We start from the raw sequence: 24,930 nt of genomic DNA on the forward strand, positions 1-24,930 counted from the left end.
ACACAGGTATGCCTACATTTTATCCTGCGTAATGCTTAAGCATATTAGGTACATCCAGAATCAGCGCAATACCACCGTCAGATGTAATTGTTGCACCAGCCATTCCAGGCGTACCTTGTAATAACGCATCAAGAGGCTTAATAACAACTTCTTCTTGGCCAATTAATGAATCAACCACAAAGCCAACTTGCTGAGTACCTATTTGTACAATTACCACATGACCTTGCGCTTTTCGCTGAGAACAATCAGCACCTTTAACTAGCCAATGCTCTAAGTAAAATAGCGGTATCGCTTTTTTACGAACAATAATTGTGAGCTGACCATCTACCACATTGGTTTTGGTTAAATCTAAGTGGAATATTTCACTCACACCAGCAAGTGGTAACGCAAACGTTTGCTCACCAACAATAACCATCAGCGTAGGTAAAATAGCCAGTGTTAGTGGTACTTTTATCTCTAAAATAGTCCCCACGCCCAACTCTGACTGTATACTCACAGAGCCATTAAGCTGCGTAATTTTAGTTTTTACTACATCCATGCCTACGCCACGGCCAGAAATATCAGATATCTCTTCTTTGGTCGAAAAGCCTGGTGCAAATATTAAGTTATACGCTTCTGTATCTGATAAGCGACTTGCCTGATCATGGTCAATAACGCCTTTACTGATCGCTATTTTTTTCAGTTTTTCCGCATCCATACCTGCACCATCATCTTTAATGGTTAACAAAATATGGTCGCCTTCTTGCGAAGCCGATAATGTAACGTTACCGGTTCTAGGCTTACCCGCAGCTTCACGCGCTGCTGGCATTTCAATACCATGGTCAACTGAGTTTCGCACTAAATGCACCAACGGATCGGCCAATGCCTCAACTAAGTTTTTATCTAAATCGGTTTCTTCACCTACAAGCTGTAAATCAATTTCTTTATTTAAGCTACGGGCTAAGTCACGTACTACGCGAGGGAATCGGCCAAACACTTTTTTGATAGGCTGCATTCGCGTTTGCATTACTGCACCTTGAATATCAGCAGTGACCACATCAAGATTTGATATTGCCTTACCCATCGCTTCACTGTCTGTATTGGTCGCTAAACTGACCAACCTATTTCGTACTAATACCAACTCGCCAACCATATTCATTATTTGGTCTAAACGCTTTGTATCAACACGTACTGTGGTTTCAGCAGGTGGAGGCGTAGCTTTTTTAGGTGCAGCGCTACTCGCTGGTTTTTCAGCCACTTTAGGTTTAGGCGCAGCTGCTTTTGCCGCCGGAGCTTGTTTTGCTGCAGGTGCTGGCGTAGGTTTTGTTGGCGTTTGTGCTACAGGTGCAGCCTTAGGTGACTGCGGTGCAGGTGTGTCAGCTTCTTTTGATTCTGGTGCGGCGCCTTTACCATGCAGTTCATCAAGCAGTGCTTCAAATTCATCATCGCTGATTTCATCATCACCGCTATCATTTGTAACAGCCGCTGGTGGTGCTGTGTGTTTTACTTCTGGCTCACTGCTTGAAGTATCTCCTGCAACCGGACCAAAACTACCTACACCGTGTAATTCATCTAATAAACTGTCAAATTCATCATCGGTAATATCTGAACTTGAATCTGGCTCTGCACTTGCACTTGGTTGCGACACCGGGCTTTGGCCTTTGCCGTGTAGCTCATCGAGTAAGCTTTCAAATTCATCTTCTGTAATTTCGTCAATTTGCGTGCTATCTGCTGAAGGGCTAGAACCTGCCACATCAAATAGTTCATCAAATGCAAATGGGTCTTCATCATCTGTTGCGCTAACGGGAGCTGCGGGTTCTTGTTCAACAACGTCGGGGGCTGTTTCAGTAAGCTCATCATCCGTAGGCGGTTGACCAAGTTTGTGAAGGGTTTCTAATAATTGAGGGTCTGCTGGGTCTGGCTGTTCGCGGTTTTGAATAGTGGCAAACATTTCATTAATGGTATCTAGTGCTTGTAAAATCACATCCATTAATTCTGAATTAACGGTTCTAACCCCTTGGCGTAAGAGATCAAATACGTTTTCAGCACCATGACAGGCATCAACAAGCTCAGTCATAGCTAAAAAGCCAGCTCCCCCTTTTACGGTATGAAAGCCCCTAAAAATAGCATTTAGTAACTCAGTATCTTCTGGGTTATTTTCTAGCTCAACTAACTGTTCAGATAAAAGCTCTAGGATTTCTCCAGCCTCTACAAGAAAGTCTTGTAAAATATCTTCATCGACTTCAAAGCTCATGCAGTTACTCTCCTCTTAGAAGCCCAAACTTGATAATAGGTCATCGACCTCGTCTTGGTCAGATACAACATCACTTCGCGACTCTTTATCAATAATAGGGCCTTCAGGACCTGCTAATGTTTGTGCGGCAACCAGTTCTTCTGTTTCTTGTTGTTCTTTACTTTCAGCAATGCTGTCATCTTGTGCAGCAAATGCTGTTAAAAGGTGGATTAAACTTTCTTCTACTTCTCTGACTAATTCAATTACACGGCGGATAACCTGGCCGGTTAAATCTTGAAAATCCTGCGCCATTAGTACATTAGTCATTAAAGTTTGCAACTCATCGGTTTTATGATGAGAGCTGTTCATAAACTTGTCGATGCTGTGGCATAAGGTTTTAAACTCGCCCAGCTCTATTTCGCGGTTCATAAGCCTATCCCAAGTAGGCTTAATATGTGCAATTTCATCTGCTAGCTGCTGCGCAATAGGGAGGCTTGCTTCGACCGCATCCATTGTCTTATTAGCTGCATTTTCTGTCATTTCCATGACATAGTTTAAGCGCTTTTTCGCATCCGGAATTGCATCAGTGGTTAAATCGGTTAAACGCGTATCAAGTTCAAAGCTTTTAAGGGCTTCGTGTAATTGGCGTGTTAACTTACCTACTTCAGCAAAAAGCTGCGATTGCTCTTGAGAGGCAGTATCTAAAATTAATTGATCAGCTTTATCTTGCTCACCATTTTCTAAAAAAACGACGAGCTGACGAGCTTGTTCTAAAGTAATTTGAGGCGCAGCTGGTGCTGACATAAGCCTCTCCTCTCATTAACCTAAGCGTTCAAACACTTTTTCTAATTTAGTTTTTAAAGTACCAGCAGTAAATGGCTTAACAATATAGCCATTAACACCTGCTTGCGCTGCCGCTATTATTTGTTCTTTTTTAGCTTCTGCCGTCACCATTAAAACCGGAATATGTTTTAATTTTTCGTCAGCTCTAATGGCTCTTAGCAAGTCAATACCCTGCATGCCTGGCATGTTCCAATCGGTTACAACAAAGTCAAAAACCTGATTTTGCAACATAGGTAATGCTGTAGAACCATCGTCAGCTTCTTGAACATTCGTGAACCCTAGGTCACGCAACAGATTTTTTATAATACGTCTCATTGTAGAGAAATCATCAACAACAAGAATTTTCATGTTTTTATCCAAAACATCCTCCGGTGAGGTCTTAACCTATAATTTACTTACTACTAGTTTATCCAGTCATTGATTTTTGCTTTGAGCTTAATCATCGCCTGACCATGTATCTGACTTACACGCGATTCACTTACATCGAGTATATGCCCAATTTCTTTTAAATTCATTTCATCGTTGTAATACAAAGAAAGCACCATTGCATCTCGCTCTGGTAAAGACTTTATTGCCTCTAACAATGAATTATTAAACCGTTCATTTTTAACATTATTAAATGGTTTGTCTAGCGCTAAATCTTGACCGGCAGGGCTAATAACATCTTCATCTACCCCTAGGTCTTCTATACCAAGCACTTTACTGGAATTAACATCATTTAAAATATGATGGTATTCTTCTAGCGAAATATCAAGTTTTTCAGCTACTTCAGTATCTTTTGGTTCTCTATTTAAGCTATTTTCTAATTCTGTGATAGTTTCGGCTACTAATCGGCTTTTACGGTGCACCGAACGTGGTGCCCAATCCCCTCTGCGCATTTCATCAAGCATAGCGCCGCGGATACGAATACCAGCAAACGTTTCAAAGCTTGCCCCTTTACTGGCGTCAAAGTTTTTTGAGGCCTCGATAAGGCCAATCATTCCCGATTGGATTAAGTCATCAAGCTGAACGCTAGGAGGAAGACGAGCTATTAAATGGCACGCCACTTTTTTGACAAGCGACGCGTGCTTTTCAACAATCACATTTAAATTTTGTGTTGATTGATATCCCATAGCTCTTTTCACCGATGTTGTCATAATCAGCCGTTTACTAGCTTCTCAATGAAAAACTCTAAATGTCCTGAAGGTTGATTAGGTATAGGCCATTTTACTGCTTTTGTCGCTAATGTTTTAAACGCGACTGCTGCTGGTGAATTAGGGAAAAGATCGACAATTACTTTTTGTTTACGCGTAGATTTACGCATATTTTCATCATATGGAATAGTCGCAACAAGCTCCATAGACACATCTAAAAAGCGGTCTGTTACTTTAGAGAGCTTTGCAAAAAGCTCTTGGCCCTCGCGCATACTGCGCACCATGTTTGCAACAATTTTAAATTTATAAACGCCATGCTCGCGGCTAAGTACTTTAATAAGCGCGTAGGCATCAGTAATAGAGGTCGGCTCATCACACACCACCACCATGACATCTTGCGCTGCACGAGAAAAACTCAGCACCATGTCAGAAATACCAGCGGCGGTATCTACAATTAAAATATCAAATTCGGTATTAAGCTCACTAAAGGCACGAATTAACCCAGCATGCTCAGATGGGGTTAGCTCCACCATACTTTGCGAGCCTGATGTAGCAGGCACGATTTTAATACCGCCTGGGCCTTCAACTAAAATCTCGTCAAGTACGCACTCGCCTGAAAGGACATGAGATAAGTTTTTTTCAACACGTAGTCCTAGCATTACATCACAATTAGCTAGGCCTAAATCGGCATCTAATACTAATACACGATTACCCTGCTGCCCTAAAGCAATAGCAGTATTTAAAGAGACGTTGGTTTTACCCACCCCTCCTTTACCGCCGGTGACAGCGATAACTTTTACGCCGTTGTTGTTGTTTTGACTCATTTTGCGCAGGCCGCTTGCTTGATCTAATACTGTGTTAATCATACATCCCTACTGTGCTTGACGCCACTGCTTGGTGTCTTGAATGTTGTGCTTTTGCTCTTTTTAAATACAATTGCTCAGCTTTTTTTACTAGTTTTTCAGCATTTGCAACGCGAATATCTTCTGGTACACGCTGACCATTAGTAAGATACCCTATTGGAAGGCGATTTTGAATCGCTATACTAATAATCTCACCTAAACTTAATGATTCATCTAACTTAGTGAAAATACAACCGCTTAGCTGAACCTTTTTAAAATGTCTTACGGTTTCTTGCAGTACATTTATTTGTGCAGTGGCACTTAATACTAAATAACTACGTATATCTACTCGCTGGTTGCGCATTAACGTATTTAATTGCTCTGTAAGGCGTAAATCACGTTGGCTCATACCCGCTGTATCAATTAATACTAGACGCTTATTGCGTAAATGATATAAAACTTCAGCTAATTCATTGGCATCTTTTACTTGTTTAACACCACAACCAATAATACGACCATATGTTGCAAGCTGCTCATAAGCACCAATTCTGTATGTATCAGTTGTGATTAGGGCAACTTTGTCGGCGCCATACTTTTGTGCGCCTAATGCGGCAAGTTTAGCTACTGTGGTTGTTTTACCTACACCAGTAGGCCCTACAAGGGCGTACACACCCCCTTGGCGAAGAATTTCGTTGTTGGTGGTTTGCATTTGATCTTCAACCATTTGCAATAATGCTTTCCAACCTTGCTGACGCGATACGTCATCTGGAATAAAACACGCCATTTGCTCTGCAACGTCTTTATCTATTCCCATGCCAACTAAACGGTCAATCATGCATGCACGTGTAGGGTCGCGACGTGCCATATCTTGCTGCATTAAACCCGATACTTGGTGTTCTAGTAACTGGCGAATTGCGTTCATTTCATCACGCATCGCGCTCATTTGGGCGCTTTCGTTGTTATTAGCTTGAGGACGCGGAGCCACAGGCGCATCTAAATCGTCAAAGTCTTGATCTAAGTCATCAAAGCCTAGGCTGTCTGCTTGGGTTTGCATGCGTTTTGGCGCTTCATTTTCGCGTGCAAACATATTTGTCGTACGTGGCTGTGCTGGCTCTTGGTAATGCTCAGACGTATCAATACCTGATTGCGAAAACATAGAGGCTAGCTCAGGAGAGCGAGGGCGTGGCGACTGGCGCTCTAATAAAGCTTGTAAGCTATCAGCTACTTTTGCTTGTGGCTCAGGTTGCGCACGCTTAGGCTCTGGCTTTACAAAGTTATGAGTAGGCTGTTGCACGGCTCTTTGCGGAGCAGGCGCTGCCTGTGGTTGCGCTGCGGCTTTAGGGGCTGCTTTGTCGTAATCTACTGCGGCAACAATTTCTACACCATTAGCGAGTTTTTTGTTCGACATAATAACGGCATCAACACCTAGCTCATCTTTAACTTCTTTCAGTGCGGTGCGCATATCTTTGGCAAAAAAACGTTTAATCTTCATGGTTCAACCCCTGTTAAAATCTTTATTGTTGGCCTACTGAGCTGACAATCTTGATCTGTCTTTCATCTGGTACCTCTTGATAAGACATCACCCTTAAACCCGGTATGGTGTACTTAACAAAGCGAGATAACACAGTGCGTAACATTCCTGACGTTAGCAATATTGAAGGTTCTCCGGCCATTTCTTGATTCTGATGCGCTTCGTTTAATGATGTTTGAAGTCGCTCAGCAAGGCTTGGTTCTATTCCGGCACCTTCGTCGCCTGCATTTTGCAATGACTGATGCAACATCTGTTCCAACTCAGGCGCCAAGGTTATGACAGGGATTTCTGATGACATTCCCACAGCGTCTTGAACTATTAAGCGGCGCAGCGAAATACGCACTGCAGCTGTTAAAACATCGGCATCTTGGCTACGTGGGCCGTACTCTACAAGGGTTTGAACAATAGAGCGCATATCACGAATAGCCACCCCTTCGTTTAATAAGTTTTGCAGTACTTTTACAACGGTTGTCAGTGGTAGTACTTCTGGCACTAACCCTTCTACTAAACGCGGATGGCTTTTAGCTAACATATCAAGCAGGTTTTGAACCTCCTCATGCCCGAGCAATAATGCGGCACTGTTAGTTAATAACTGGCTAATGTGGGTGGCTACCACAGTGGCTGAGTCAACCACGGTGTAACCTAGTGATTGTGCTTCGTCTTTTTGATCAGGCTTTATCCACACCGCATCTAGGCCAAATGCTGGGTCTTTGGTTTCAACCCCTTTAATAGGGCCAAATACTTGCCCTGGGTTGATGGCCAGTTCATCGCCATGTTTGAGTTCGCCCTCACCACTTGAAACACCCATCATGGTAATACGGTACGCATTAGGGTCTAACTCTAAGTTATCGCGAATATGTACAGGCGGTACTAAAAAGCCAAGCTCCTGAGATAGCTTTTTACGCACCCCTTTAATTCGGTTGAGCAGCTCACCACCTTGAGATTGGTCAACAAGCGGAATAAGCCTGTAGCCAACTTCTAAGCCAATAACGTCAATTTGTTGTACATCGTCCCATCCAAGCTCTTTTTGCTCTTGCTTGTTTGCAACGCCAGTACCGGCAACGGCACCACTTTCAGCCTCTTGGGCTGCTAGAGCAGCGGCTTTTAATTTTTGCTGCTGAGTAAAGTAAGCTAAGTAGCCAAGTAGTGCGCCTAAACTTAAAAAAGCAATATGAGGCATACCCGGAACTAACCCCATAATGATTAAAATACCTGAGGCGATAAATAATGATTTTTCGTTACCTAATTGGGCTTTAAATTGCTCACCCATGTTATGTGATTCGTTTTGGCGAGTAACAACAATAGCAGTACCAATAGAGAGTAATAATGAAGGAAGCTGCGCCACAAGGCCGTCACCAATGGTAAGTAAAGTATATACTTCCATTGCGCGGCTAAAGCTCAAGTCATGCTGGATCATGCCCACAAATAAGCCGCCAACAATATTAATAATTAATATCACGATACCGGCAATGGCATCGCCTTTTACAAACTTACTCGCCCCATCCATAGAGCCGTAAAAGTCGGCTTCGCGGGTTACTTCACTGCGGCGCTCACGTGCTTGCTCTGCACTAATAAAGCCAGCGTTTAAGTCGGCATCTATCGCCATTTGCTTACCCGGCATAGCATCTAACGTGAAACGAGCCGATACTTCAGAAATACGCCCAGCACCTTTGGTTATTACTACAAAGTTTATGATGATCAAAATTAAAAACACCACTAAACCTACCGCATAGTTTCCGCCAATAACCACTGAGCCAAACGCTTCAATTACCTTACCAGCCGCATCGCCCCCGTTGTGACCCTCAAGGAGCACCACGCGTGTACTGGCAACATTGAGGGCTAAACGCATAATTGTAGCGATTAACAGTACCGCGGGAAACATGCCAAATTCGAGGGGTTTCATGGTGTAAACAGTCACCAGTAAAACAACTAAGGCAAGGGCAATATTAAATGAAAATAATATATCAAGAAGAAATGGAGGCAGCGGTAAAATAACCATACCCAGCGCTGCAAGTACTAATAGCGGTGTGCCAACACCTTTGGCATACTCTTTTTTATCTTTGTTAAGTTGTTGTAATACCGCTTTAAAATCCATAACTCTACAATTCAATAAATTGACACTAGCCTGAAATAGCAATAACTATTCCAAGTATAGAGCCAGCAATAGATTCATTGAGTATTGATACAAAATTTAAAGCAAGTGAGAGACAAGAGCGAATGGGCTTTATGGTTTGAATTTGCAGCCCCATGTTGGTATTTAGGCAAGGCGCTCCTGTAAAGTGTGGTTAGCTCAGCTTACCCTAATCGTATTTAAAATCATCCGGAATAGGCAGTTTAGACTTAAGCGGAATAGGTCGTTTACCACGCCCTTTTTTAAACCGTTTAAGCTGAAATACATAGGCTAAAACTTGAGCGACAGCGGTAAATAGCTGATCTGGGATCTGTTGGCCTATTTCAGCAGTATGATAAAGCGCCCGCGTAAGCATAGGGGATTCTACAATCGGTACTTCGTTACCTTTGGCTATCTTACGAATTTGCATAGCCATTTCATCTACCCCTTTGGCAAGTACAATCGGTGCACCTGCTCGCTCAGTATCATATTTTAGCGCCACAGAATAGTGAGTAGGATTGGTTACAATTACGTCGGCATCGGGGACATCTTGCATCATCCTTCGCTGCGACATTTGCCTTTGTGTTTGCCTTATTCGCGCTTTAATTTGCGGATCACCCTCTGAGTTTTTGTACTCGTCTTTGATCTCCTGCATGGTCATTTTAAGTTGTTTGTTGTGGTTATAACTTTGATAAGGCGCATCTATTGCGGCAATAATCACTAAAGTGCACGACAACCCTAAAAACATCCACGAGAGTATTTCAAGGGCATGAATTATATTACTAGGTGCGCTTTCAATACTTAAATGCAAAATTTCATCAAAAAAAGTTTGAATCAAAAACACCGCAAAAATAGCCACCAGCGCAAACTTTAATATAGATTTTACAAGCTCTATCGCTGCTTGTGGGCCAAACATGCGTTTAAAGCCCTTCATTGGCGACATTTTACTGGGTTTAGGTGCCGCAGCTTCCCAACTAAAATTAAAGCCGCCGAGTAAGGTATTTCCTATAAATGCTGCAATAACAATAATTAAAACAAACATCGCCATAGGAAACAGCAGCGCACTGGCCACCTCACTCCACACCGCAAACATTTTAGTGGTGTCGTAGGTTTCACTGCGATTTAAAGACAGCATCCTGCCCATAATATTGTATAAGCCTTTGCCTATTTCGGGCCCATATAACAGCAACGAAATTGCAGAAAAAATAAGTACAAACATAGTACCTAGTTCTTTTGAGCGTGCTATTTGACCTTTCTTTTTAGCATCTTCGAGCTTTTTGGAGGTGGGTTCTTCTGTTTTTTCTTGTCCTGAATCTTCAGCCATTGCCCCTCCTACACCGTACAGCCAACAAGGCTACACATTAGCTCAATCATTTTTAACCACTGAAACTCAAATTGGGTTACAAAATTACCCAAGGTGGCCCAAATAATCATTAAACCGGCAACTAATGTAAACGGAAAACCTATTGAGAAAATGTTTAATTGCGGTGCTGCGCGGGTCATAATACCAAATGAAATATTAATAATGAGCATGGCCGTTAGAGGGGCTAAAGCCAATACCAATGCAGTGGTAAACATCCAGCTGCCCCACGTTACTATGTCCCAGTAATGATCAACAGCCCACCACTGGCCGTTTATAGGCAACACCGAAAAACTATGCACCACCATTTGAATCATCATTAAATGGCCATTAAAAACAAAAAATAACAAGGTCGCTAAAATTAAGTAAAACTGTCCAACTGCAGGCACACTCGCACCATTTGAAGGGTCTATAACAGAGGCAAAGCCCAAACCGGTTTGCATTGCCAGTATTTGCCCAGCAAGCACAAAGGTATTTAGCATTAGCGTAGAGGCAAACCCTATCGCAACACCTATCAACATTTGCTGAATAACCACCAGCACCATTTCAAAAGAAAATAAATTGGTAAATGTTGCAGGAGGCAGCGCTGGCACAACTAAAAACGTTACCACTACCGCCAACCCCATTTTAATGCGCGTAGGTACGTTTTGCGCGCCTAAGCCCGCCATAATCATGATCATAGAGCTGATGCGAACTAAAGGCAGTAAAAAATCACTTAACCATTGAATAACAACAGAAAAAGGAAATTCCACAATTAGCCTGCAATTTCAGGAATGAGTAATACTAGGCGGGTAAAAAAGTCCATTAGCTCTTGAGTAAGCCAATGCCCACCTACAATAAGTGCCCCAATGGTAATTAATAATCGCGGTAAAAAACTTAGGGTTTGTTCATTAATTGAGGTTGCCGCTTGGAACACCGCCACCACTAAACCAACAAGTAAACCTGGTACCACAATAGCTGATACCAGCTTAATAACTAAAAACAGTGCATCGCTAAGAATATCAACAAAAATTTCTGGTTCCATGTTGTACTCCTAATGTTTAAAAGTGCGAATGTAAAACATGGTTTATGTCCCTAAGCCAAAGCTTTTGGCTAACGTGCCCATTACTAGGCTCCAGCCATCGACCAGTACAAATAACATTATTTTAAAAGGCAAGGACACTATCATGGGCGAGAGCATCATCATACCCATGGCCATTAATACCGAGGCAACCACTAAATCCACAATTAAAAACGGTATAAAAAACATAAAACCAATAATAAAGGCGGTTTGTAGTTCGCTGGTCACAAATGCAGGTATTAACACAATAAGCGGTGTGGCCTCTGGCGAGTCAAGCTGGTCATAACCGGCTATTTTGGCAAACGTTTCTAAGTCTTTTAATCGTACCTGCGAGAGCATAAAGGCCTTCATGGGCTCCTTTGCAAGCTCTAATGCTTGTACCGAAGTAACTTGTTCATTTAAATAGGGTTCTATCGCACGTTCGTTAACTTGCTGATAAATAGGCGCCATAATAAAAATACTTAAAAAAAGCGACATCCCTAATAAAACTTGGTTTGAAGGTGTTGATTGTAAACCAATGGCTTGGCGCAAAATGGCCAGTACAACAATAATACGGGTAAACGAAGTCATCATAATTATGGCGGCAGGAATAAAGCTCAGCGCCGTCATAATTGCCAGTACTTGCAAGGTTACAGAGTAATCTTGCGTCCCGTCGGCATTAGTTGTAATGGTTAGAGCGTCTATGCCCTCTGCACTGCTTGCGGCAGGTACAAATAACACAGCTAAAATAATCAGCAGCCACTTTATCATAGGGTTAATTCTTTTTATTTTGATTCGTTTGCGGATTTAGTAGTTTGCTAAATCGCTTAGCAAGTTCTGGCAGTTCTTTTTCACTTAACGGCGTGTCTAATTTATGTAAGTAGTTAATACTGTGCGGGGTGACCCCTAATAAATGCTGTGCATTATCTATTTCAACCACCATTAAGCGCTCTCGTGAGCCAAGCGGTAAGCTTCGTACCACTTTAAATTCTTCGCTATTAGCTAAATTTGGGTTAAGTTTTTTAACAAAAAATGCCAGCACTACAATCAGTACTAGCACCGCAACCAACGACAACACCATAGACAAAATGTCGGCCGTAGGTGTTAACGTTTCTGCCTTTGTAAATACTGAGTTTGTTAAAGCAGCAAGGGAGCTCATCGTAATTTTTTGATCCGCTCTACCTGGCTAATAACATCCGTTAAACGAATACCAAATTTATCATTCACTACAACCACTTCGCCATGGGCAATGAGCGTACCATTTACTAATACATCCAGTGGTTCACCGGCTACGCGGTCTAGTTCAACAACAGAGCCTTGGTTTAGCTGCAGTAAGTTACGAATATTTATTTTAGAGCGCCCTACTTCCATAGAAATGGTCACAGGAATATCTAAAATTGTATCGAGTTTACGCTTTTCGTCACCGCTAAGTTCATGTTTAGCATCACTTAGTTCATCAAGCTCTGCTACATGCGCTTCGGCGCTCTCATCACCGCCTTCGGCTTCAGCTAGGGCTGCTGCCCATTCGTCCATTGTGTCTTGATCATCGCTCATACTTTTAACCTTTTAATCAATTACCAGTCTAAGTCTACACCGTCAGAAAGGTGTAAATCATCTTCTAGTTCTGCTAATTCTGCATCTGAATCAATTTTCTTGCCGCCTTTGGTAAATACATGCAGCTCAGATTTAACTGAATCAGGGCGTTTAATTTTTTCACTAATTTGTAGCGCAACGTTATCGCGAGAGCGACCCATTTTAGCTCTAAATGTAGGTAACTCCTCAACAAATACCGTAATATGCTCTGGCATTTCTACCGGTATAATATCGCCCGCTTTAAGTTCCATTATTTGTTTAAGAGACAAATCCACCTCAAGAAGTTGAGTCGACATATCCACCTCAACATCCATAATTTCATCGCGTAAAGCTTTACTCCAGCGCAAATCGGTGTCTTCTGTATCCGATTGTACACCCGCATCTAATAGCTCTCTAATGGGTTCAAGCATTGAATACGGCAAAGCGATGTGAAAATCGCCGCCACCGCCATCTAATTCAATATGAAAAGAGCTAATAACCACAACCTCAGTAGGGCTCACAATGTTAGCCATTGCTGGGTTTACTTCTGAATCGAGGTATTCAAACGACACGTCCATAACCGGCGCCCATGCTTCTTTGTAATCTTCAAAGATAATTTTTAGTAGCATTTGCACGATTCGACGTTCGGTAGGGGTAAATTCGCGGCCTTCAATTTTGGCATGGTAACGCCCGTCACCACCAAAAAAGTTATCTACCAAAATAAACACTAAACGTGCTTCCATGGTGATAAGGCCAGTGCCTTTTAGCGGTCTAAAACGCACCATATTTAAGCTTGTTGGTACAAATAAGGTATGAATGTATTCGCCAAATTTAATCATTTGTACGCCATTAATCGACACCTCTGCGGTGCGGCGCATCATGTTAAATAAGCTTATTCGCATATGACGAGCAAACCGCTCGTTAACAATTTCCAGGGTCGGCATGCGACCACGCACGATCCGATCTTGCGAAGAAAAGTCGTACTGTAATGTACTGCCTTCGCCGTCTTCACCTTCGTGTATATCTTCCTCTTCGACTTCATCAACGCCGTGTAAGAGTGCATCAATTTCGTCTTGGGATAATAAATCGCTCACGCTAGCCCCTTATTGCATCACAAAGCCGGTAAACAATACCCGCTCAATTACTTTTGTGCCTTCAACATCATTCAGCGCAGCTTGCACTTTTTCAAGCGCAGTAAAGCGTAATGTTTCTTTGCCTGCACTGGTGCTGAGTTCATCAGCTGTGGTGGTTGAAAACACGCTTAATAAGGTGCCTTCAATCAGTGGGATGTGCTTTTTAGCGGTTTCTTCATTTACATCGCCACGCACAAGTAATTGCACTTTTATTTGTACAATTCTATCTCTGCTTGACCCAGGTACATTAAACACAAAGGGTCTTGGCATAGCAACATACAAGGCACTGCCCATTTCAGCTGAAGAGCCTGAAGGTGTAGCCGAGTCGTTTTGCGCTGCGGTTGTTGTTTCTTCATCTAATGTTTCAACGGGTGCATTATCGCCCGCCATAAAAAAATAGCCTGCACCACCGCCTACAACAAGCAGGACTGCCACTATTATTATGATCAGCTTTTTTTTGCTTTTACCGGTTTCTTCTATTTCTAAACTTGTTTCTTCGGCCATTGTGATTCCTTTTTTAGCAGAGGTACTTGCTTGTTTTAGTTATTATAATAGCAGTACTTAGGCATAGTAATCTATTGATGATGAAGTTTGTTGTCGAGAACTTTGTGGGTTAGCTCCATCTTGCTCATCATTTTTATCCTGCTGTGTATTTTTATTAGCCGTTTGACCTTGTGATTGCCCCTCGCCTTCATCACTTTGCTCATTACCAGATTGCCCGTAAGAAATCGTACTTTCACCTAAATCAATTCCCTGCTCGGCTAACATTTCACGTAAGCGCGGCATTGATTGTTCAAGTGCTTCTTTAGCTTGCTGGTTTTGCACCACAAAATTTATTTGTGCTTGTTCAGCATCACTTCTGATACGAATTTGCATACTGCCCATTTCTGGCGGATCTAAGCGAATTTCAGCTTCTTTATTGCTAATGCTTAGCATTGAAGATACACGCTCTTGAAGCATTTTAGCTGCATCACTTTTAACAATATTAATAGCCTGCATCATACTTGCATCTATATTTACCTGCTTAACCTGCGCGGTGCTGCTTTGTAATTGTTGCGACTGTATAGCTTGGCTCTCTAAAATAGACTGCTCATAACGAGCGTTGTCGTACTGAGTATTTATTTGTGCCTGCGTGTTATTAACGCCATCGGTTATCAACGTAAACACCTGAGCTACACGCGATAAACCAGTATTTGTTTTAGGCTCTTTAAGTAAGCTTTCCTGCTCAGCCTCTAGGGCGTTTAACTCTTCTGGATTTACACCGTCTTGCTCAATGCTAGAGGGTGCTTCAGCATTAATTATGGCTTTATTTTGCGGTGTATTCGCATTCATTGCAGCATTACTGGCTTGCTGCGCATTTAAAGCCGCATTAGCAGAGCTCGACACACTTTGCGCTTTGCTCTCACTAAGCTGCGTATCAAGCATAGTTTGTAAGTTGCTTATTGTTTCATTTACTTTTTTGAGCGTATCACCTGTTGGTTGCTCGTTACTCACATAGCTTTTTAATTGGCTAAGTAGCGCCTGCTTTTCATCGCTATTTAAGTTTTTTAACTGAGATTGAACTAGCTCACCGCGCGTGCTTGTCTCTTTTTCGTTTTGTACGACAAACTCTGTCAGTAATTGTTTAACGGAGCTTGCACGATCATCACTTTCACTTGGCGTGGTTTCAGTAAATGAGCTTTTAACGTGCTCGTTTAATTGTGCACGTTGCGCTTCGCTTAATGAATTGAGTACTTTAGATGTAGTTGATAGCTCTGATTGCGTAGATGAACGAGTCAGGTCTTTGGCTAATTGCTCTATGTCTGCATCGCTTATAGGCAGCGCACTTTCAGCATTTAATACAGTGCCTGGCGCTTTTGTATTCTCAGCACCTTTACCTTCATTATTTACAGAGGCTGCACTGCTATTAGTTTTATTAATTTGTGTTTGCACCGCTTCTGCTATTGGATTTTTAGCTGCACTACTTGCTAGGCTCTCATTTTTTAAAGACGGGGCTAAATTTTCTCCAGTGCTTTGCTTAACTACTTTAGTTTCAAGCTCGGCGTTTGTAAACGCGCTATTTTTGCCATTGCTATTAACATCAGCTAAAAGAGTATCATCGGCTTTAGTCGTTATGGCATCTGCTTCATCAGTTTTACCTGATTGCGAAGCTAAAAAGTTGACACTTTTATCACTCTTTTTAGCACTTAAATCGCTAAAATCATTATCGCTACTGCCGTGTTTTTTTACACTTACGTCAATCACTTGCGAGGAGTTTATTTGTGCTAAAACGCTATCGCCAGATAATAACGTATCTTGCGTGTCATCACTTGATGAAGCTGTCGGTTTTTTGCTATTGGCTAGCTGCTTATCATCTGTTGGCAACAAAGAGCCTGTTTGGCTAGGAGCCTCAGAATTAGCAGGCAATACAAAGGGTTTGTCTGCATCTTGTAGCTGGCTTAAAAAAGCATCACCAGATTCGTTACCTGCAGGTAAGTTATTGTCTTTAAACGCTAAAAAAGAGTCTTTTTCAGCTGTTGCCAACATTGAAATATCGTTTATTGCCATAATTCACCTACACAGCACTGCGGCAAGTTGCCACCGCACTTTGCCAAAATTAATTACCACCTACCAACCAAAGCAATAAACGCGCCAAAGTTATAAACTTTTACGGCGCTGAAAAAATTGATTAGCAGAAAACTCGTCCAGCATTTTTTGCTCACTCTTTGCCATTAACGCCGCTGCTTTTAGGTTTTGTTTTTCAATTAATTTTGCTACGGCTTTTGCTTTTACCTGTTGCTTTAACCACAAAGCTTTACGCTGTGTTACAACTTGCTTAGCGGTATTGACCGTACTGGCTTGCTGGCGAATCGCTTCTTCAATTTTTGCTATAAAGGCATGGTACTGGCCAAAGCCCGCGCTTGATAAACCGGACTTTCCTTTCACATGTAATTGCTGAGAGTATTCTAATCTAAAGTTATTTAACCCTTGCAGCTTTTGTTGGTTAGCTTGTAAATTTTGATTGGCTTGTAAGTAGCTCATGCGCAGATTTTCTTCTTTGTCGTTTTCGAGCTTAAGCAGCAAATCGAGCTTATTTTTTGCCATTATGCTTGTCCTAGTAATTGAGCTAGGCCGTGTAAACCATCGTCGTAACTTATTACATCGCGCATACCTTGCTGTAAAAACGCATTTACGCGCGGCATCATATTTATAGCTTGATCAAGCATTTGGTCAGCCCCTTTTTGATACGCACCTAAGGTGATCATATCTTTATTTTGCTGATACATTGAATACACTTGTTTTAATACGCGGGCCTGCTGCATATGAGGCTCAGACACCACTTGCGGCATAACACGAGAAATTGATTTTTCGATATCTATCGCGGGGTAATGACCGCTATCGGCTAAGTCACGCGAAAGTACAATATGCCCATCTAAAATAGCACGTGCAGCATCGGCTATTGGGTCTTGCATATCATCGCCCTCACTAAGCACTGTAAAAAACGCAGTGATAGACCCTTGCCCTTCGCCGCCATTACCCGCTCGCTCCACCAGCGCCGGTAATTTAGCAAATACAGAAGGCGGATACCCTTTTGTAGCAGGAGGTTCGCCAACCGCTAGCGCTATTTCGCGTTGCGCCATGGCGTAACGGGTTACTGAATCAAGCAATAACAATACGTTTAAACCTTGATCACGAAAGTACTCAGCAATGGTCACCGCGCTTTCACAGCCTTTTAAGCGCATAAGGGGCGATGCATCAGCAGGAGCAGCTACCACAACAGAGCGTTTGCGCCCTTCTACACCGAGTATCTCTTCAATAAATTCTTTTACCTCACGGCCACGCTCACCCACTAGGCCAACCACAATAACATCGGCCTCACTGCCGCGGGTCATCATACCTAAGAGGACCGATTTACCAACACCAGAGCCTGCAAACAAACCCATACGCTGGCCTTGCCCTACAGTAATAACTGAGTTTATAGCCCGTACACCTACATCCATAGGTTGGCTGATTGGTCTTCTAGCGAGGGGGTTTATGGGGTTTTGTGCAAACTTTAAATAGTGTTCGGCGTTAATTTTTCCCAGGCCGTCAAGCGGGCGGCCTAAGCCATCCACAACGCGACCCAGTAGGCTCATACCAACGGGCAAGCCGGTATCATTTACTTGTGGAATAACACGCGCACCGGGTAACACACCGGAAATGTGGTCATTAGGCATTAAGTAAAGGGTTTGCTCACTAAAGCCCACCACCTCAGCATCTACAAACCCTGACATAGTTTCTATTTTGCATTGGCTGCCTACAGGCGCACGTAGCCCTTTCGCCTCAAGGGTTAAACCGACTACTCTGGTTAAAATACCCGCTACAGCAGGTTTAAACGCTGCAATATGTTGTTGGTATTGATTTAAGCGTTCGCTTAGAGGTGCACGTTGAGCTGCCATAACACGCCACAAAAAAGATTAGATACCGCTATTATGCAAAAAGCTATCCAACGTTTCTTTGACACGGGTTTTTAGAGTCATATCTAAAGACGATTGTGGCGTTTTAACTTCGCAACCGCCGCGCTCGAGTGTGGGTTCTGCAATTAGCTGCCAATTATTATCTGCAATAGTTTGCTCACCATAGCTTTGCTTTACCAGTTCTAGGTCATCTGGGTTTAAATGCACACGAACTTTTTCTTGCTCAGTATTTAATGCATCTATGCTTTTTTTAAGCGTATGTAAAATAACATCGGGCGATGTTTTAATTTCTTGATAGGTTATAGCTTCTGCCAGCATAACCACTAATTGCACTAAGTGCTTTTCTGCCAGTTCGTCCACTTTATCAAGCGGAGCGCTGAGGTTGTCGATTATGCTACGCAAGCTGGTTAACTGCTCTTCTATTAACGGCTTTACGTCTTCTTGGCCTTGTGTTTTACCAAGCTCTACGCCTTCTTTATAGCCTGCTTCTTTGCCCTCACCAACCCCTTTTTCAAAGCCATCTATGTAGCCTTGTTCGTGCCCTTGCTTTAAGCCTTCCTCATAAGCATCTTGCCTAATGCGCTCAAGCTCAGCCATAGTTAACGAAGGCAGTTCAAGCTCTTGCGGCTGAGTGTCTTCTACAGCTTCTTCTTCAACTTCTTTTTTATACAAATCAGAAAGTGGTGTGCCAAAAGCCGTTGAACGATTGCCAAAACTGCGCTCATCAGGAGCAACATCAGGTATTGGCCAGTTTTTTAAAAGCTCATCAGCTTCATCTGCATGTAAAGGGCGACCTTTTAATTTAGACATAGCTTACAGGAACTCCTCGCCACCGCCGCCGCCTAACTGAATCTCACCCGAGTCAGATAGACGCCTTGCTGTTGAAAGCACTTCTTTTTGGGCAGCTTCTACTTCACTTATTCTAACCGGTGCCATTGCTTCTAAGTCATCGGCAAGCATTTCGGCTGCACGTTTAGACATATTACCCAAAATTTTATCTTTAAGCGCTTCGTCAGTCCCTTTAATTGCTTTCATTAGTACGTCTTGCTGTACTTCACGCAATATGGCTTGAATACCGCGGTCATCCACATCCATAAGGTTTTCAAACACAAACATAAGATCTTGAATTTGCTGAGACATTTCTTCATCGTGTTCACGAATAGAGTCCATCAACTGCCCTTCTACATTTGTATCTAGGTAGTTCATTATATCTGCCGCGGCTTTTAAGCCACCCATTTTAGCGGCTTGTGCGCCTGCTTGGCCGGCAAATTGTTTTTCCATAATTTCGTTAAGTTCTTGCAATGCTGCAGGTTGCACTTCTTCAAGGTTCGCAATACGCATAGTTAAATCTAGGCGCACTTTTTCAGGAAATTGCGCTAGGATTTCTGCAGATTGCTCAGGCTCTAAATACGATAAAACAATAGTTTGAATTTGCGGGTGCTCATTACGAATAATATTGGCAACTTGCTTTGAGTCCATCCATTTAAGTGAATCTAAGCCTTTTGCGCCCGAGCCCATTACAATTTGGTCTATCAAACTAGCTGCTTTATCTTCACCTAATGCGGCGGTAAGCGCCTTTTTAATAAAGTCTTCTGACTGGAAGCCAATTGTACTAAAGCTTTGTATTTGTTCTATAAATAAATTGTGAACTGCGCTTATTTTAGATTGTGACAAGTCATCTAGCGCAGCCATTGCCATACCCACTTTTTGCACTTGCTTAGGCTCTAAGTGTTTAAGTATTTGCGCTGCGTCTTCTTCAGATAAGCTCAATAAAAGAATTGCGGCTTTATCTACGCCATCTAACTTGTCAACATCAAACGCTGGCGGGAGTTGTTTTTGTTCTTGATCAGTCATCTTCTGTTAACCACGCTTTCACTACTTGTGATGAGAGTTCAGGTTCGTTCGCTACAAGTGCTCTTACCGCTTTAAGCAAATCTTCGTCGCCATGTAAATCTGGCAGCTGTAGTGTACCATCGCTTGAGAAGCCTACAGAAGCAGAATCAAAGTCTTTATTTAGCATATCTAGCGTGCTATCGCCAATATCCACCCCAGAGCTTAATGCATCTTCATCGTACTCTTCGAGCGTATCATCTGGGTATATTAAGCGTTTAAGCATAGGCTTAACAACTGCCATAATAAGCACAATAATAACCAGCGCACCCAGTACTAAGCGGACGATTTTCATAAACCAGTCCTGCTCCCACAGCGGTACTTCTAAATCTAAATCAACCGCTTCGCGTACAAATGGCACAGTTACCACCTCTAATGCATCGCCGCGTTGCATATCAAAACCTACCCCACCTTGTAATAGGCGACGTATATTTGACAAAGCCTCTACCGAGCGCGGCGCCATGGTTGTTTCGCCGTTTTCACCTACTTTTGGCACATAATCAACGGCAACCGAGACGCTAATTCTGCGAATAACCCCTGTTTGTTGGCGCTTATGTGAAATGGTGGTGTCTAGCTCAAAGTTACGTGTAGCCTCTTTATGCACTCGGCTTGGGTTCGTTGCTGTACCAGCATTGCCTTGACCTGCCACTTCTGGAATAGTTGAATTCATAGGTGGCTGATTAGTAAGTGCCCCAGGAATACCTACCGCTAAGCCACCAATGTTGTTCTCTTCAAATGTGGTTTCGCTTCTTACTGCTGGTAGGTCTGGGTTGTAGCGCTTTTGTGTTTCTTCTACTGAGCTAAAGTCCATGTTTAAATCAACTTGCGCCGTGTAGTTACCCAAGCCGACTACAGGAATAAGAATACTGTCTATTTTCTCTAAATACTCTTGCTCACGCTTTCTTTCAATGTCGTACTCTTTACGAGAGCGTGCTGCTAATGAGTCTTGTGAACCTGAATTAAGTAAGCGACCATTTTGATCTGTTACCGTAACACGTGAAGGCTCAAGCCCTTGTACTGCAGAGGCAATCATATCAACCACTGAGTCAATCTCTTCGCCATCAAGCATTCTGCCGCGCTTAAGAGTCAATACCACTGTGGCTGATGGCTTTTTCTCTCTGCGTGCAAATACGTTTTCTTTTGGAATGGCTAATAAAACTTTAGCGCGTGTTACGTTGTTTAATTCTTCTATGGTGCGGGCAAGTTGTTGCTCGCGGCCATGTTTTAAACGTTCACGCTCTAATCGTTGGCTAACACCAAAGCCCATATCTTGCATTATGATGTCGGTGCCTGAGGTAGGACCTTGCTCTAGGCCTTCACGGGCCATCAGCAATTTAATGTTTTGATACTCGCTTTCATCAACCGAAATTACGTTGCCGTCTAGCTCGTAGTCAATTTTTTGTGCATCTAAAAAATCAAGGGTTTGGATCAGCTCTTCTGTTGGCATTTTACCAAGTGGACGCATGTCTGGCTGACGTGCCCAAATAATCACGAATATGGCAATAGCTAAACAAATAGCCAGCGCAATAATAAGGGTGACTTGGCGAAGCACATCAACACCATTTAAGGCGCTTAAGTAGCCCGACTTTTGTTCTTGTTGCTCGTTATCTTCGCTTTGGTCAATACCGCCGCCAGCAAGAGCAAGATCTGTTGATTGATTAGATTGCGCCACAATAATTCTCCACTACCTACTTAAACAGGCATGTTCATAATTTCTTGGTATGACTCAACAAGTTTATTTCTTACTTGTACTGTAGCCTCAAATGCCACTGACGATTTTTGTGAGGCAATCATTGCCTCAGCAAGCGATACACTTCTATCACCCATTTCAACAGCCACTACTTTTTGTTTGGCATCTTGTTGTAAGCCATTAACCGTGTTTAATGCATCACTTAGTAAGTCACCAAATTGAGCAGACGATGTTGGCTGAGCTTGAGTAGGTAGCTTATTGATTTGATTTGTATGGCCTGCTTCTAAAGCCATTGATTGCATTTCTTGAAATAGCGCGCTGTTTTGAATTTTCATAATTTTCTCTGGCAAATGCAGTTAACGTTCATAAAGGGAATAAAGCACAAAGTGTGCCATAAAAATAAACCTTTAATTACATAAGGTTAACCATTATTTTTGAGAGTCAGAGATTTGACAACCCTAAACTAAGCGTGGTTAGTTTAGGGTTATATAGAAGAAAGGAATAAAGTTATGCGGGCAGCGAAATACCTAAATCACGCATTTGCGCTAGTTTATAACGTAAAGTACGCGGGCTGATCCCAAGTGTTTGGGCAACATCTTTACGTTTGCCTTGGCAGCGCGCTAGGGTCTCTAATATTATTTTATGCTCTTTATCTTTTAGCTCATCTTTATAGCTGCCAGTATCAACACTAGGCAGAGAGCTACTCGCCTCTGCAGGCGTTATTTTGTCATCATAATACGCGCCACTGGGAGTGTTCGCTTGTTCAGCCGCTATCTCCTGTTTAGGCGTACTGTTAATTGGCGCTTGCATTAAGTTTTCAATAAAAATAGCCTGTTCGCCAATTACATTGCCCGTTCGCAAAATAAGCGCACGTTGAATTACGTTATCAAGCTCGCGTACATTACCAGGCCATGCATGGCTTAGTAATTTTTGCTCAGCGGCACTATCAAGCGTTGCTAGCGGCTCTTTACTTTTAACTAAATGGCGCTCTATTAAATGCTTAGCCAATACTATTATATCGCCTGGGCGCTCACAGAGCGGTCGCCACATTAGGGGAAATACATTTAAGCGATAATATAAGTCTTCTCTAAATTGGTTATCTGCAACGGCTTCTTTTAGGTCGCGGTTACTGGTTGCGAGTACTCTTACGTCGAGTGAAATTGTTTTTCGGGCACCTAAACGCTCAACTTCACGCTCTTGCAATACCCGTAATAGCTTAGCTTGCAGCCCTAAGTCCATTTCGGTTATTTCATCAAGTAATATGGTGCCGCCTTGGGCTTGTTCAAATTTACCTGGGCATGCTTGTATTGCACCGGTAAACGCGCCTTTTTCGTAGCCAAATAAAGTAGCTTCAAGCATGTTTTCGGGAATAGCCGCACAGTTTATTGCCACAAAAGGCGCATCGCATCGGTTTGATTTATCGTGAATGTATCGCGCTAACACTTCTTTACCAGAGCCACTAGGGCCTAGCACCATAACACTTGCATCTGAGCGCGCCACTTTGCTCGCCAGTTCTAAAAGCGCAATACTGCTTGGGTCGGCAACAATTGGGCCCTCAGTGTCTTTTGGCTTTTCGGGTAAATACCGACTAACCATATTTAAAAGCACCTCAGGGGCAAATGGTTTAGCCATATAATCAATTGCGCCTAAGCGCATTGCCTCTACTGCATCATCAATCGTTGCATAGGCAGTCATCATTAATACGGGGAGATCTGGGTAGTTAAGCTTAATGCTTCTAAGTAAATCTAGGCCGCTCATCGCGCCCATTTGCACGTCGCTGACCACTAATGAAAACTCAGATTTTTTTAATTGGATCATGGCTTGCTCAGCACTATCGGCTGCAACACAGGCAATACCCGACATTTCTAACGTGTCTATGAGTGCTTCTCTTAAACCTGCATCATCTTCAACCACTAGTATTGTATTACTCATGCTGTTTTCTCCTGCGTTGAGGCCGTGCATATGGGCAGCAATAAACTAAAACATGCACCACCATTGGCATTATTAACCACTTCAACACGTCCTTGATGCGCATTAGCCACAGAGCTTACAACAGCAAGCCCAAGCCCTGTACCTTGGCTTTTTGTGGTATAAAACGGTTCAAAAATTTTCTCTATTTGGCTCAACTCTACACCAGGGCCGTTATCGCATACGCTAATACGCACGGTATCGGGTTCGCTGCTATCGCGCTGCGCTTTTAATGTCACCTGGGCTTGGCTGCCAATAATTTGAATACTATTGTGAATAAGGTTTTGAATAGCACTGGCCAGCGCGGTTTTATTACCGGTAATTTCTATGTCTGGCTCTGGTAGCTCAACAACAAGCGAGCTGTTATTTAAGGCCACCATTGCATCGGCACCTAGTTTTACCTCGTTTAAAAGCTGCTGCATAGAAACCTGTTCAACCACTTGTTGCTCGCCGCTTTTGGCAAAAAGCAGCATATCGTTAACTTGGGTTTCTAAATCTTTTAAACGCGACATTAACTTAGTTTGAAAGTTATCCCGTGATGACTCTGGTAGCTTTTTAGAGCCCAAATTGGCCGCGTATAACATAGCCGCCGAGAGCGGTGTACGCACTTGATGCGCAAGCGATGCCACCATTTTACCTAACGCGCTTAGGCGCTGCATATGGGCTACGCGCTTTTGCAAACGGCGCGTTTCTGTTAAATCTGTCATTAATATTAATTGCCCAGGCTCTGGCGCTAGCGCAGTAATATCAAGCTTTATAAGTCGCCCATCTTTGAGTGACACTTCATGTCCATCATCTTGGTGGGGACGAAAAGAGCGTTGAATAATGTTAAACCACTTCTCTCCTTCGAGCGGCTCGCCTAACATATCAATCGCGATTTGATTGGCTTTTGCAATAAGCCCTTTGCCATCAAGCACAACAACACCCGCAGGCATAGTATCAACTAAGTGCGACAGCCAACTTGCTTGCTGTCTTAAATCACTTAATTCACCAATGTACTCTTCTTGAAGTAAACATGGGTTATACTGTTTTGCAGTAATAAACTGTGGTTTAAGTACACTCGCAAGGGCCATAATCAAATCTCTTAATGATGTAGATATAGGGCTGAATGCACAATTTATACCAATATTATTTTATATATTTTTCATTTAGTTACCTTACAATATCGCGT

Annotated in this window: 24 protein-coding genes; all 24 read right to left on the reverse strand. The window is 42.7% G+C overall.

Annotated features, from left to right (window positions below):
- Positions 1 to 19: 19 nt before the first annotated feature.
- Positions 20 to 2,233 carry a chemotaxis protein CheA gene (locus AN390_RS05575; protein ID WP_055253167.1) on the reverse strand — a complete coding sequence of 738 codons (2,214 nt, stop codon included), beginning with the start codon at positions 2,231 to 2,233 and terminating at the stop codon, positions 20 to 22.
- Between the two features lie 15 nt (positions 2,234 to 2,248).
- Positions 2,249 to 3,016 (reverse strand): protein phosphatase CheZ, encoded by a 768-nt coding sequence (locus tag AN390_RS05580; RefSeq protein ID WP_055253168.1) that lies wholly within the window; start codon positions 3,014 to 3,016, stop codon positions 2,249 to 2,251.
- A gap of 15 nt (positions 3,017 to 3,031) precedes the next feature.
- On the reverse strand, positions 3,032 to 3,415 hold the full coding sequence (gene cheY, locus AN390_RS05585) for a chemotaxis response regulator CheY (RefSeq protein WP_004588308.1): 384 nt from the start codon (positions 3,413 to 3,415) through the stop codon (positions 3,032 to 3,034).
- Between the two features lie 41 nt (positions 3,416 to 3,456).
- Positions 3,457 to 4,167, reverse strand: coding sequence for an RNA polymerase sigma factor FliA (locus AN390_RS05590; RefSeq protein WP_024032309.1), 711 nt, complete (start codon positions 4,165 to 4,167; stop codon positions 3,457 to 3,459).
- A gap of 26 nt (positions 4,168 to 4,193) precedes the next feature.
- Positions 4,194 to 5,054, reverse strand: coding sequence for a MinD/ParA family protein (locus AN390_RS05595; protein ID WP_055253169.1), 861 nt, complete (start codon positions 5,052 to 5,054; stop codon positions 4,194 to 4,196).
- Positions 5,047 to 6,522 carry a flagellar biosynthesis protein FlhF gene (flhF, locus tag AN390_RS05600; protein WP_055253170.1) on the reverse strand — a complete coding sequence of 492 codons (1,476 nt, stop codon included), beginning with the start codon at positions 6,520 to 6,522 and terminating at the stop codon, positions 5,047 to 5,049. Before flhF ends, AN390_RS05595 begins: the two co-directional genes overlap by 8 nt.
- Before the next feature lie 22 nt (positions 6,523 to 6,544).
- On the reverse strand, positions 6,545 to 8,656 hold the full coding sequence (gene flhA, locus AN390_RS05605) for a flagellar biosynthesis protein FlhA (protein ID WP_024032312.1): 2,112 nt from the start codon (positions 8,654 to 8,656) through the stop codon (positions 6,545 to 6,547).
- 205 nt (positions 8,657 to 8,861) lie between these two features.
- On the reverse strand, positions 8,862 to 9,995 hold the full coding sequence (gene flhB, locus AN390_RS05610; protein ID WP_055253171.1) for a flagellar biosynthesis protein FlhB: 1,134 nt from the start codon (positions 9,993 to 9,995) through the stop codon (positions 8,862 to 8,864).
- Between the two features lie 8 nt (positions 9,996 to 10,003).
- Positions 10,004 to 10,783 (reverse strand): flagellar biosynthetic protein FliR, encoded by a 780-nt coding sequence (fliR, locus tag AN390_RS05615; RefSeq protein ID WP_004588302.1) that lies wholly within the window; start codon positions 10,781 to 10,783, stop codon positions 10,004 to 10,006.
- A gap of 2 nt (positions 10,784 to 10,785) precedes the next feature.
- A complete protein-coding gene (gene fliQ / locus AN390_RS05620; protein WP_004588301.1) occupies positions 10,786 to 11,055 on the reverse strand; it encodes a flagellar biosynthesis protein FliQ in 270 nt (89 codons plus the stop codon).
- Positions 11,056 to 11,097: 42 nt separating this feature from the next.
- Positions 11,098 to 11,841: a flagellar type III secretion system pore protein FliP gene (gene fliP / locus AN390_RS05625; RefSeq protein ID WP_024032315.1), complete on the reverse strand. Its 744-nt coding sequence runs from the start codon at positions 11,839 to 11,841 to the stop codon at positions 11,098 to 11,100.
- A gap of 4 nt (positions 11,842 to 11,845) precedes the next feature.
- A complete protein-coding gene (gene fliO / locus AN390_RS05630; RefSeq protein ID WP_004588299.1) occupies positions 11,846 to 12,229 on the reverse strand; it encodes a flagellar biosynthetic protein FliO in 384 nt (127 codons plus the stop codon).
- Complete coding sequence (fliN, locus tag AN390_RS05635; protein ID WP_004588298.1) at positions 12,226 to 12,624, reverse strand: flagellar motor switch protein FliN; 399 nt, start codon at positions 12,622 to 12,624, stop codon at positions 12,226 to 12,228. Before fliN ends, fliO begins: the two co-directional genes overlap by 4 nt.
- 20 nt (positions 12,625 to 12,644) lie before the next feature.
- Positions 12,645 to 13,736 (reverse strand): flagellar motor switch protein FliM, encoded by a 1,092-nt coding sequence (gene fliM / locus AN390_RS05640; RefSeq protein WP_004588297.1) that lies wholly within the window; start codon positions 13,734 to 13,736, stop codon positions 12,645 to 12,647.
- A gap of 9 nt (positions 13,737 to 13,745) precedes the next feature.
- Positions 13,746 to 14,279, reverse strand: a complete 534-nt coding sequence (gene fliL / locus AN390_RS05645) for a flagellar basal body-associated protein FliL (protein ID WP_055253172.1) — start codon at positions 14,277 to 14,279, stop codon at positions 13,746 to 13,748.
- Positions 14,280 to 14,336: 57 nt separating this feature from the next.
- Positions 14,337 to 16,322, reverse strand: a complete 1,986-nt coding sequence (locus tag AN390_RS05650; RefSeq protein WP_055253173.1) for a flagellar hook-length control protein FliK — start codon at positions 16,320 to 16,322, stop codon at positions 14,337 to 14,339.
- Between the two features lie 90 nt (positions 16,323 to 16,412).
- Complete coding sequence (gene fliJ / locus AN390_RS05655) at positions 16,413 to 16,859, reverse strand: flagellar export protein FliJ (RefSeq protein WP_004588294.1); 447 nt, start codon at positions 16,857 to 16,859, stop codon at positions 16,413 to 16,415.
- Positions 16,859 to 18,193, reverse strand: a complete 1,335-nt coding sequence (gene fliI, locus AN390_RS05660; protein WP_054982998.1) for a flagellar protein export ATPase FliI — start codon at positions 18,191 to 18,193, stop codon at positions 16,859 to 16,861. The genes fliJ and fliI overlap by 1 nt, the downstream gene beginning before the upstream one ends.
- An 18-nt stretch (positions 18,194 to 18,211) precedes the next feature.
- Entirely contained in the window at positions 18,212 to 19,021 is an 810-nt protein-coding gene (gene fliH / locus AN390_RS05665; protein ID WP_055253174.1) for a flagellar assembly protein FliH, read from the reverse strand.
- 3 nt (positions 19,022 to 19,024) lie between these two features.
- The gene (gene fliG / locus AN390_RS05670) at positions 19,025 to 20,065 is read right to left on the reverse strand and encodes a flagellar motor switch protein FliG (RefSeq protein WP_004588291.1); all 1,041 of its coding nucleotides are present in this window, start codon (positions 20,063 to 20,065) and stop codon (positions 19,025 to 19,027) included.
- Positions 20,058 to 21,773 carry a flagellar basal-body MS-ring/collar protein FliF gene (gene fliF, locus AN390_RS05675; RefSeq protein ID WP_004588290.1) on the reverse strand — a complete coding sequence of 572 codons (1,716 nt, stop codon included), beginning with the start codon at positions 21,771 to 21,773 and terminating at the stop codon, positions 20,058 to 20,060. Before fliF ends, fliG begins: the two co-directional genes overlap by 8 nt.
- 20 nt (positions 21,774 to 21,793) lie before the next feature.
- Positions 21,794 to 22,126 carry a flagellar hook-basal body complex protein FliE gene (gene fliE, locus AN390_RS05680; RefSeq protein WP_004588289.1) on the reverse strand — a complete coding sequence of 111 codons (333 nt, stop codon included), beginning with the start codon at positions 22,124 to 22,126 and terminating at the stop codon, positions 21,794 to 21,796.
- 172 nt (positions 22,127 to 22,298) lie between these two features.
- Entirely contained in the window at positions 22,299 to 23,723 is a 1,425-nt protein-coding gene (locus AN390_RS05685; protein ID WP_055253175.1) for a sigma-54 dependent transcriptional regulator, read from the reverse strand.
- Positions 23,720 to 24,832 (reverse strand): PAS domain-containing sensor histidine kinase, encoded by a 1,113-nt coding sequence (locus AN390_RS05690; protein WP_024032324.1) that lies wholly within the window; start codon positions 24,830 to 24,832, stop codon positions 23,720 to 23,722. The genes AN390_RS05685 and AN390_RS05690 overlap by 4 nt, the downstream gene beginning before the upstream one ends.
- Between the last annotated feature and the right edge of the window lie 98 nt (positions 24,833 to 24,930).

It is taken from the genome of Pseudoalteromonas sp. P1-11 (genome assembly GCF_001399995.1).
GTDB classification, from domain to species: Bacteria; Pseudomonadota; Gammaproteobacteria; order Enterobacterales; family Alteromonadaceae; genus Pseudoalteromonas; species Pseudoalteromonas atlantica.

Bases quoted from the DNA above. Each gene is read 5' to 3' on its own strand.
- AN390_RS05575 (WP_055253167.1), bottom strand. From the start codon at position 2,233: ATGAGCTTTGAAGTCGATGAAGATATTTTACAAGACTTTCTTGTAGAG.
- AN390_RS05580 (WP_055253168.1), bottom strand. From the start codon at position 3,016: ATGTCAGCACCAGCTGCGCCTCAAATTACTTTAGAACAAGCTCGTCAG.
- AN390_RS05590 (WP_024032309.1), bottom strand. From the start codon at position 4,167: ATGGGATATCAATCAACACAAAATTTAAATGTGATTGTTGAAAAGCAC.
- AN390_RS05595 (WP_055253169.1), bottom strand. From the start codon at position 5,054: ATGATTAACACAGTATTAGATCAAGCAAGCGGCCTGCGCAAAATGAGT.
- flhF (WP_055253170.1), bottom strand. From the start codon at position 6,522: ATGAAGATTAAACGTTTTTTTGCCAAAGATATGCGCACCGCACTGAAA.
- flhA (WP_024032312.1), bottom strand. From the start codon at position 8,656: ATGGATTTTAAAGCGGTATTACAACAACTTAACAAAGATAAAAAAGAG.
- flhB (WP_055253171.1), bottom strand. From the start codon at position 9,995: ATGGCTGAAGATTCAGGACAAGAAAAAACAGAAGAACCCACCTCCAAA.
- fliQ (WP_004588301.1), bottom strand. From the start codon at position 11,055: ATGGAACCAGAAATTTTTGTTGATATTCTTAGCGATGCACTGTTTTTA.
- fliP (WP_024032315.1), bottom strand. From the start codon at position 11,841: ATGATAAAGTGGCTGCTGATTATTTTAGCTGTGTTATTTGTACCTGCC.
- fliO (WP_004588299.1), bottom strand. From the start codon at position 12,229: ATGAGCTCCCTTGCTGCTTTAACAAACTCAGTATTTACAAAGGCAGAA.
- fliN (WP_004588298.1), bottom strand. From the start codon at position 12,624: ATGAGCGATGATCAAGACACAATGGACGAATGGGCAGCAGCCCTAGCT.
- fliL (WP_055253172.1), bottom strand. From the start codon at position 14,279: ATGGCCGAAGAAACAAGTTTAGAAATAGAAGAAACCGGTAAAAGCAAA.
- AN390_RS05650 (WP_055253173.1), bottom strand. From the start codon at position 16,322: ATGGCAATAAACGATATTTCAATGTTGGCAACAGCTGAAAAAGACTCT.
- fliJ (WP_004588294.1), bottom strand. From the start codon at position 16,859: ATGGCAAAAAATAAGCTCGATTTGCTGCTTAAGCTCGAAAACGACAAA.
- fliI (WP_054982998.1), bottom strand. From the start codon at position 18,193: ATGGCAGCTCAACGTGCACCTCTAAGCGAACGCTTAAATCAATACCAA.
- fliH (WP_055253174.1), bottom strand. From the start codon at position 19,021: ATGTCTAAATTAAAAGGTCGCCCTTTACATGCAGATGAAGCTGATGAG.
- fliG (WP_004588291.1), bottom strand. From the start codon at position 20,065: ATGACTGATCAAGAACAAAAACAACTCCCGCCAGCGTTTGATGTTGAC.
- fliE (WP_004588289.1), bottom strand. From the start codon at position 22,126: ATGAAAATTCAAAACAGCGCGCTATTTCAAGAAATGCAATCAATGGCT.
- AN390_RS05685 (WP_055253175.1), bottom strand. From the start codon at position 23,723: ATGAGTAATACAATACTAGTGGTTGAAGATGATGCAGGTTTAAGAGAA.
- AN390_RS05690 (WP_024032324.1), bottom strand. From the start codon at position 24,832: ATGGCCCTTGCGAGTGTACTTAAACCACAGTTTATTACTGCAAAACAG.